The sequence below is a fragment of the Nocardioides sp. CPCC 206348 genome (genome assembly GCF_048654705.1).
Taxonomy (GTDB): Bacteria; Actinomycetota; Actinomycetes; order Propionibacteriales; family Nocardioidaceae; genus Nocardioides.
This window is the reverse complement of the sequence record NZ_JBMCZA010000217.1, coordinates 100,530-100,918: the sequence shown is the minus strand read 5'-3', so window position 1 is coordinate 100,918 and position 389 is coordinate 100,530. Positions and strand designations below refer to the sequence as shown.

Genomic DNA, 389 nt, shown 5'->3' with positions numbered 1-389 from the left:
TCACCTGGCGCGTCGTGTCCGCCGACGGGCACCCGATCGCCGGCTCGCTGACCTTCCACGTCGGGGCCCCGAGCGCGAAGGTCGAGGCGCCGAAGGTCGGCCCGGCGGACCCGGGAGCGCTGCCGACGATCCAGGCGATCGTCCACGGCCTCGACTACGTCGCCCTGCTGCTCGTCGGTGGGCTCGCCTTCTTCCTCGCCTGGACGGCGCGGGGGGTTCGCCTCACCGATGTCGTACGACGACGCCTGGTCCGCCTCCTGCGCGGCTCGGCGGTCGTGGCGGTCGTGGCCGCCGCGGTCGCCGTACCGCTGTCGGGGGCGTACCAGCTGGGCTCCGGCCCGGGCGGTGTGTTCGACCCGGCCTCGCTCGATCCCGACCTGGTGCGCGAG

General features: G+C 75.1%; 1 protein-coding gene. It reads left to right on the top strand.

Going from position 1 to position 389, the window contains the following annotated elements; genetic code table 11:
- Positions 1 to 389 (top strand): copper resistance protein CopC (locus ACOADB_RS24300; RefSeq protein WP_378604866.1); only part of this gene is annotated, 389 nt, incomplete at both ends.